This is a genomic window from Tenacibaculum sp. 1B UA (assembly GCF_033978845.1).
Classification (GTDB): Bacteria; Bacteroidota; Bacteroidia; order Flavobacteriales; family Flavobacteriaceae; genus Polaribacter.
On the sequence record NZ_JAKVUA010000023.1, the window covers coordinates 39,488 to 47,356 of the forward strand.

The 7,869-nt window shown below is 32.4% G+C and carries 8 protein-coding genes; all 8 read left to right on the forward strand.

Annotated elements, in window-relative coordinates; all coding sequences use genetic code 11:
- The first annotated feature begins 54 nt into the window (after positions 1 to 54).
- The 8 genes from MK851_RS14220 (at position 55) to MK851_RS14255 (ending at position 6,986) form a co-directional block, all read left to right on the forward strand.
- Positions 55 to 813: a Rossmann-like and DUF2520 domain-containing protein gene (locus tag MK851_RS14220; protein ID WP_320244506.1), complete on the forward strand. Its 759-nt coding sequence runs from the start codon at positions 55 to 57 to the stop codon at positions 811 to 813.
- On the forward strand, positions 797 to 1,324 hold the full coding sequence (locus MK851_RS14225; protein WP_320244508.1) for an HAD-IIIA family hydrolase: 528 nt from the start codon (positions 797 to 799) through the stop codon (positions 1,322 to 1,324). Before MK851_RS14220 ends, MK851_RS14225 begins: the two co-directional genes overlap by 17 nt.
- Positions 1,325 to 1,369: 45 nt before the next feature.
- Positions 1,370 to 1,795, forward strand: a complete 426-nt coding sequence (locus MK851_RS14230) for a DUF2147 domain-containing protein (protein WP_320244509.1) — start codon at positions 1,370 to 1,372, stop codon at positions 1,793 to 1,795.
- Positions 1,796 to 1,909: 114 nt separating this feature from the next.
- Positions 1,910 to 2,350 (forward strand): Rrf2 family transcriptional regulator, encoded by a 441-nt coding sequence (locus tag MK851_RS14235; RefSeq protein ID WP_320244511.1) that lies wholly within the window; start codon positions 1,910 to 1,912, stop codon positions 2,348 to 2,350.
- 67 nt (positions 2,351 to 2,417) lie between these two features.
- Positions 2,418 to 3,140 (forward strand): iron-sulfur cluster repair di-iron protein, encoded by a 723-nt coding sequence (gene ric, locus MK851_RS14240; protein ID WP_320244512.1) that lies wholly within the window; start codon positions 2,418 to 2,420, stop codon positions 3,138 to 3,140.
- Positions 3,141 to 3,142: 2 nt separating this feature from the next.
- The gene (locus MK851_RS14245; protein WP_303507104.1) at positions 3,143 to 5,362 is read left to right on the forward strand and encodes a nitric-oxide reductase large subunit; all 2,220 of its coding nucleotides are present in this window, start codon (positions 3,143 to 3,145) and stop codon (positions 5,360 to 5,362) included.
- Between the two features lie 212 nt (positions 5,363 to 5,574).
- On the forward strand, positions 5,575 to 6,477 hold the full coding sequence (locus tag MK851_RS14250; protein ID WP_320244515.1) for a zinc-dependent peptidase: 903 nt from the start codon (positions 5,575 to 5,577) through the stop codon (positions 6,475 to 6,477).
- A gap of 233 nt (positions 6,478 to 6,710) precedes the next feature.
- Complete coding sequence (locus MK851_RS14255) at positions 6,711 to 6,986, forward strand: hypothetical protein (protein ID WP_303507109.1); 276 nt, start codon at positions 6,711 to 6,713, stop codon at positions 6,984 to 6,986.
- Positions 6,987 to 7,869: the final 883 nt, after the last annotated feature.

Here is a 7,869-nt window from a genome sequence, read left to right on the forward strand (position 1 = left end):
ATAATGGTACAAATATGCGAAAATATTTTTAATTAATTTCAATATCTTCGTGCTATGATTAAGGTTACCATTATAGGAGGCGGTAATGTAGCTACACATTTAGCCAATGCTTTTAGTAAAACAAACGAAGTATCGTTAGTACAAGTTTATGCTCGAAATATTAAACAAGTTCAACATTTAAAAGGAGTTACTTCTATTACAAATAGCATAGAGCTTTTAACAAAAGCTGATGTATATATCATTGCTGTTTCTGATGATGCTATTGGTGATGTTTCTCATAAAATTGAACAAAAAAACGGTTTAGTAGTGCACACTTCTGGAAGTGTGGCTATACAATCGTTACAAAACACAGGTCGCAAAGGTATTTTTTACTTATTGCAAAGTTTTTCAAAAAACAAGGAAGTTAATTTTGATGAAATTCCGTTTTGTTTAGAAGCTGAAAATGAAGAAGACTTGCAGTTATTAGAAGATCTAGCAAAATCAATCGGAAAAAAGATATACCGTATCAATTCTGAACAACGTAAACGATTACACGTCGCAGCCGTTTTTGTAAATAACTTTACCAACCACATGTATAAGATTGGTGCTGATATTTGTAATGAATACCAAGTTCCTTTTGAAGTATTACAACCGTTGGTTAAAGAAACAGCTCAAAAAATAACCAAGCTGAGTCCTGAGGCAGCACAAACAGGTCCTGCCAAAAGAAATGACCAAAAAACTATTCAAAATCATTTAGCATTATTAAATGCTGAACAACAAGAAATTTATAAACTTATTACAAAATCAATCCAAAAAAATGGAAAAGAGTTATAAAGAATACTTACCTCAAATAGATACTTTTATTTTTGATGTAGATGGTGTGTTGACTAACGGAATTGTAACCGTTTTTCCTGATGGGCAACTCTTACGTCAAATGAATATTAAAGATGGGTACGCTTTAAAAGCTGCTGTAAAAGCAGGCTACAGAGTTTGTATCATCTCAGGAGGAAAAAATGAAGGTGTACGTACACGCTTAGAAGGCTTAGGTATTACCGATATTTATTTAGGTGCTCATAACAAAATTAAACAGTTTAATGAATTGGTTGAAAAGCACAAATTGAATCCTGAAAATGTGATGTACATGGGAGATGACATTCCTGATTATCCTGTAATGAAACTCGTTGGAATGCCTTCTTGCCCTAACGATGCCGCTCGTGAAATACAACAAGTTTCAAAATACATTTCTGATAAAACAGGCGGTAACGGTTGTGCTCGTGATATTATTGAACAAGTGTTACGTGTACAAGGAAAATGGGATAGCAATTTTGACGCACAATACGATTAATTGGAATACTTTTTGAAAACGATATATTATTAAAACTTATACATAATGAAAAAAATACTTTTTACTTTAGTACTTACTACCATTAGCTTTTCAATGAGCGCACAAACTATTTTCGGAAAATGGGAAAACCGCGATGAAGAAACTAACAAAGTTGATTCTGTAATTGAAGTATATAAAAAAGGCGGAAAAGCATACGCTAAAATTGTTGAGATTACAAACGAAAAACGTCAAGAAGCTGTTTGTGATAAATGTAGCGGGAAGCGTAAAAACACCCCTATTTTAGGAATGAATATTTTAACAGGACTAAAAAAAGATGGTGACGAATGGAGCGGTGGGAAAATTTTAGATCCTAAAAACGGAAAAGAATATAAATGTTATATTAAACTTGAAAACGACAACAAATTAAAAATTAGAGGCTACATAGGTTTTGCTGCCTTTGGTAGAACCGCTTACTGGTACCGAAAAAACTAAGTCTTAAAAACATTCAAAAGCATCATTTTTTAATGATGCTTTTTTTATAAAAAAATAAAAGACTTTAGTGTCTTTTATAAAGAAAACTAATATCTTTGTAGCATATTATTTTATATGTTTTCAAAATCTTGTGAATACGGTTTAAGAGCAACTATTTTTGTTGCAGAGCAATCTAGCTTAGATAACAAAGTTGGTGTAAAAGCCATTGCTGCTGCTATTGATTCACCAGAAGCTTTTACAGGGAAAATACTCCAAATTTTAACGAAGAATAATATTATTGATTCTATTAAAGGACCTTATGGTGGATTTGTAATTAACAAAGCTGACCTTAAAAAAATTCGTTTAAGTGATGTGGTTCGTGTATTAGATGGTGATAGTATTTACACAGGTTGCGGATTGGGTTTAAAGCAATGTGACGATAGCTCTCCCTGCCCTCTTCACTTTAAATTTATAGAAATTAGAGACAACTTAAGAAAAATGTTAGAAAGGAATACCCTTCATGATATATTATACACAAATGATAAGAAAAATACTTTCTGGCTAAAACGAGAATAAAAAAATTTACAATAATAAAAGATAAAAAGATCTTTTTATTATCTATAAAAACATAAACTAAAACAAAATGGAAATAAATAACAACTCAATAGTAGCTAACATAGTTGCAAACAACTATAAAACAGCTACAATTTTTAAACTATATGGAATTGATTTTTGTTGCAATGGTAATAGAACTATTCAAGAAGTTTCAATGAAAAAAAATATTATTCCAGATACGTTAATCAATAAACTAATTCGTATTGATAAGGGTTCAAAATCAAATAACGATTATCAAAACTGGTCGTTAGATTTTTTGTGTGATTACATCTACCAAAATCACCATGTATATGTAGAAAAACAAATTCCTGAAGTTTTAGAATACCTAACTAAAATAGCTAAGGTACATGGTAACAATCATACTGAGCTACATGAAGTTTTACAGCTTTTTAAAAAAAGTGCAGGTGAACTAACAACTCACATGAAAAAAGAGGAACTTATTTTATTTCCTTTTATTAAAAAGTTAGTCACAGCTAGTAATACGAACACTCCTCTTTCTCCTCCCCCATTTGGCACGGTAGAAAACCCTATTAATATGATGCATACTGAGCATGATAATGAAGGGGATAGATTTAGAATCATTTCAAAACTTACTAATAACTACACTCCTCCTGCTGATGCCTGCAACACTTATAAAGTTGCTTTAGCTATGTTACAAGAGTTTGAAGAAGATTTACACAAACACATTCATTTAGAAAACAACATTCTATTTAAAAAAGCAATCAAATTAGAAAATCAATTAAATAACTAACAATGAGAAAAATTTGGACTGGATTTATTGCAGTAGTCGTATTATCATTTATTGCATTAATATGGGTAGGTACAGAAGTTTACCAAACCCAACCCCCTATACCTGAAACAGTAAAAGTTAACGGAAGTAACGAAACTATATACACTAAAAAAGATATTCAAGATGGACAAAATATATGGGAATCTATTGGAGGAATGGAAGTGGGTTCTATTTGGGGACACGGAAGTTATGTAGCTCCAGACTGGACAGCCGATTGGATTCATAAAGAAGCAGTTTACTTATTAAACTATTGGTCAAAAAGAGATTTTAATATTGATTATGACGCTTTAGATGAAGAAAATAAAGCTGCTCTAAAAGCTCGATTGGTAAAAGATATTAGAACCAATACGTTTAATGAAAAAGACCAATCAATAACTATTTCAAAAGAACGAAAAGAAGCTATTGTCGCAAACTCAGCACATTACACAAACATCTTTTCGAAAGGTCATGAAAAATATGCCATTCCAGAAGGCGCCTTAACCGATATTGAAAAACTACGAAAACTAAATGCTTTCTTATTCTGGACCTCTTGGGCAGCAAGTACAGAAAGACCTGGAAAAGATTACACCTATACTTCTAACTGGCCACATGAGCCGTTAATTAATAATACGATTACTCCCGATTCACAACTTTGGTCAGGGTTCTCGATAATTTTATTACTACTATTTATTGGAGTGTTAACTTATTATTACATCCGAAACCATGAAAAAGGAGAAGCAGTAACAAACCCAAACAAAGATCCTTTACTCGACTTAAAGCTATTTAGGTCTCAAAAAGCAGTATTGAAGTACTTTTTAGTTATTTCCCTACTTATTGTATTACAAGTTGTTTTGGGAATTGTTACTGTACATTACACAGTAGAAGGGCATGCATTCTTCGGATTTAATTTATCTGAATATCTTCCGTATTCAATCTCAAGAACATGGCATACGCAACTTGCTGTATTTTGGATTGCTGCTACTTGGTTAGCTACAGGATTATTCTTAGCGCCAATAATCAGTGGTAAAGAAATGAAGTACCAAGTTTTCGGTATCAACTTCTTATTTGTAGCCTTATTAATAATTGTCTTAGGTTCAATGTTAGGAGAATGGTTAGGTGTACATCAGTTTTTAGATTTAACTACCAACTTCTTCTTTGGCCACCAGGGATACGAATACATGGATTTAGGTAGATTCTGGCAAATATTCTTAGGTATTGGTTTAATATTATGGGTAGTTATGGTTGGTAGACATGTGTGGTATGGTATCCGTAAAAAAGACGATTCTAAACATTTACTTTCTATCCTATTAATAGCTGTAATTGCTATTGGTATGTTCTTTTTCTCAGGATTAATGTATGGAGAAAACAGCTCATTACCAGTAATTAATTATTGGAGGTGGTGGCTCGTACACTTATGGGTAGAAGGTTTCTTTGAGGTATTTGCTACCGTAGTTATTGCTTATATCTTTTCTCGAATGAAAGTTATTTCAACCAAAACAGCAGGAAAAACAGCGATAGCCTCAGCAACAATTTTCTTAGCAGGTGGTATCATTGGTACCTTACACCACTTATATTATTCAGGAACACCGGTGCAAGCCATTGCCTTAGGAGCTACGTTTAGTGCTTTGGAAGTGGTACCGCTTACCTTAATGGGATTTGAAATTAGAGAAAACTGGAATTTGTTGAAAAAGAATGCTTGGATTCAACGTTATAAATGGCCTATCTTTTTCTTTATTGCTGTTGCTTTTTGGAACATGGTAGGGGCTGGTGTATTCGGGTTCTTAATCAACCCTCCTATTGCACTATACTACATTCAAGGGTTAAATACTACTGCAGTACATGCACACACTGCCTTGTTTGGAGTATATGGAATGTTAGGTATGGGCTTTATTTTAATTTGTTTACGTCTATATTCAAACATTGCTTGGAACGAAAAATTGGTAAAAAATGCATTTTGGTTCTTAAATATTGGATTGATATTAATGGTCGTATTAAGCTTATTACCAGTTGGTATAATTCAAGCATACACCTCAATAACCAAAGGGTATTCTTTTGCTAGAGATCCAGAGTTATTATACAATCCTACAGTACAAACCTTAAAATGGATGCGAATGATAGGAGATATTGTATTCTCTTTAGGTATTGTATGTTTCTGCTGGTTTGTGGTAAAAACAACGATTAATGCTATAAAGCAAAAATCGTAACCCCTCCTTATTTTTTATAAAAAGTCTGTGTAATTATTTTTACACAGGCTTTTTATCTTCACAAAGATGTTATCTAAAATATCTTTAAAAAACAATCCGTTAAGTTAATACCAAACTGTCATTACAAATGGATACTGAGCAAAGTCAAAGTGGAATCCGTCGATTAGTAAATGGCTTCACTAATGTTTCCACTCTACCCTATTTTTATATATTTGAAAAAAATTACTGGTTGTCGCAACTCTATTTTAAATGACTTATCTATAATTATAATCGTAGGTATTTTTCTTGTATTCAAAAAAAATATCTCAGCACCTCAATGGAAACAACCTACAACTCACTTTCCTAACAAATGGAAAATTATTTTAACTAAAAAAGTTGCTTTTTACAACGCACTTACTCCTGATAAAAAAGAATTGTTCGAGTTCAAGGTTTTTGAATTTTTGTTAAATCATGACGTTGTTGGTGTTGACGTTACGATTACAATTACGGACAAACTACTTATAGCTTCCAGTGCTGTAATTCCTATTTTTAATTTTCCTGAATGGCGCTACCCCAACATCAAAGAAATCATTCTATATCCTGCCATGTTTAACGAACATTTTGAAACAGAAGGAAACAACCGAAGAATTTTAGGAATGGTAGGTAACGGGTATTTAGAAGGAAAAATGATTTTATCTAAACCTGCTTTACAGCTAGGTTTTGAAAATGAAACCGATAAAAAGAATACTGCCATTCACGAATTTGTGCATTTAATTGATAAACTAGATGGAAATATTGACGGAATTCCACATGTATTATTAGAAAAACAATACAGCATTCCTTGGGTAGACTTAATCAACAAAAAGATTGAAGAAATATACAACGATGCTTCTGATATCAATCCGTATGGAGGAACTAACAAAGCGGAGTTTTTCTCGGTAGCAAGCGAATACTTTTTTGAACGCCCAAAGTTATTAGCTAGAAAACACCCTGACCTTTATGAATTGCTAGAACAAATTTTTAAGCAAGATATGGATGACATGAATCTACATTTAAAACGTCTTGATATTTACAGAAACGATCCTTGTCCTTGTGATAGCGGAGTGAAATACAAAAAGTGTTGTGGGGTGAACTAACCCTCTCCTATACTTTTCATTTCGAAGAAGGTACGAGTGAGAAATTGTAAGGTTCAGCGTAGTTAAATCTCACAAAGTGAGTAACTCCTGTTCTTACTATTTTTTAGTCTCATACTCCTTCAATTCGACAGAGACCAATAAACACCTCTTCGGAAATCCACATTTTTTTCTGCATATATCTCCTTTTAAATCATTGTTCTAATAGATAATTTTGCCTGTATAAAACATGAATTATGGAAGAAGTAGTTTTTAAAGCCTTATTAACTGAAACTAAATTTAATAGAATAGACAATTTTATTCAAGAAATAATTAACAACAATCAAAATAACGGAGCTACCTACGAGTCAGTGAGAGAATCTATTATAAAATTGGTTTTATATCGATTTATTAAAATAGACACAACTGCTTCTACAGATTGTATTTTACGAGAGAATAATTTTTATCAAGCTCGTGAACTAGGTAGTGTGAGTTCTTGGTTAGAAAAAAGACGTACTTACGAGTATTCTTAATAAGATTACTTACATACACTAAAGTCGAATTGGATAACAACCTAATCCAATTAATCTAAAACGGTCATTTCGAAGAAGCGATTTTATGAGCGACTGAGAAATCTCATGAAGCAGAGTTACTCACAAACAACTACTTTCATTTTGTCTTGATACAAAACGAAACAAAAAATCAAGACTTATTTTTCTTTTTTTGAATTCTACGTTGTATTCCGTATTCGAATCCAGACTGTAAACTCTTTGGATTCTCTTGTACTCCATAACCTTGAATTCTAGCAAAATAAAAATAGGTCGACGTTTATTCATACTCTTCTCTACCTCCTCGCAATTACGGTAAAAACCATCCTTAGAAAACAAGCCAAAAATTACATCTAACTGTCACTTCGAGTGAAATTCACGAAACACAGTGAAGGAAATTTTGTATCGAGAAATATTTGGTAGTAACAAGGTTCTCGATACTATTTTGTTCCACTTAGTTACACAAAATTACTCGAACTGACATTTCAACGTCTTTATGAATGAAACACAGTAAAGTGACGTAATCTCATGAATCTAAAACGGTCATTTCGAAGAAGCGATTTTATGAGCGACTGAGAAATCTCATAAAGCAGAGTTACTCACAAACATATACTTTCATTTTGTCTTGATATAAAACGTCCTTAGAAAGCAAGCCAAAAATTACATCTAACTGTCACTTCGAGTGAAATTTACGAAACACAGTGAAGTGAATTTTGTATCGAGAAGTATTTGGTAGTAACAAGGTTCTCGATACTATTTTGTTTCACTTGGTTACACAAAATCACTCGAACTTGTAAAGGTTAACTAATTCGTTGACAAAATCTTATATTTTGTTATGCGTATAAATACAGATGATTTAACTCTAGTT

Bases quoted from the DNA above. Each gene is read 5' to 3' on its own strand.
- MK851_RS14220 (WP_320244506.1), top strand. From the start codon at position 55: ATGATTAAGGTTACCATTATAGGAGGCGGTAATGTAGCTACACATTTA.
- MK851_RS14225 (WP_320244508.1), top strand. From the start codon at position 797: ATGGAAAAGAGTTATAAAGAATACTTACCTCAAATAGATACTTTTATT.
- MK851_RS14230 (WP_320244509.1), top strand. From the start codon at position 1,370: ATGAAAAAAATACTTTTTACTTTAGTACTTACTACCATTAGCTTTTCA.
- MK851_RS14235 (WP_320244511.1), top strand. From the start codon at position 1,910: ATGTTTTCAAAATCTTGTGAATACGGTTTAAGAGCAACTATTTTTGTT.
- ric (WP_320244512.1), top strand. From the start codon at position 2,418: ATGGAAATAAATAACAACTCAATAGTAGCTAACATAGTTGCAAACAAC.
- MK851_RS14245 (WP_303507104.1), top strand. From the start codon at position 3,143: ATGAGAAAAATTTGGACTGGATTTATTGCAGTAGTCGTATTATCATTT.
- MK851_RS14255 (WP_303507109.1), top strand. From the start codon at position 6,711: ATGGAAGAAGTAGTTTTTAAAGCCTTATTAACTGAAACTAAATTTAAT.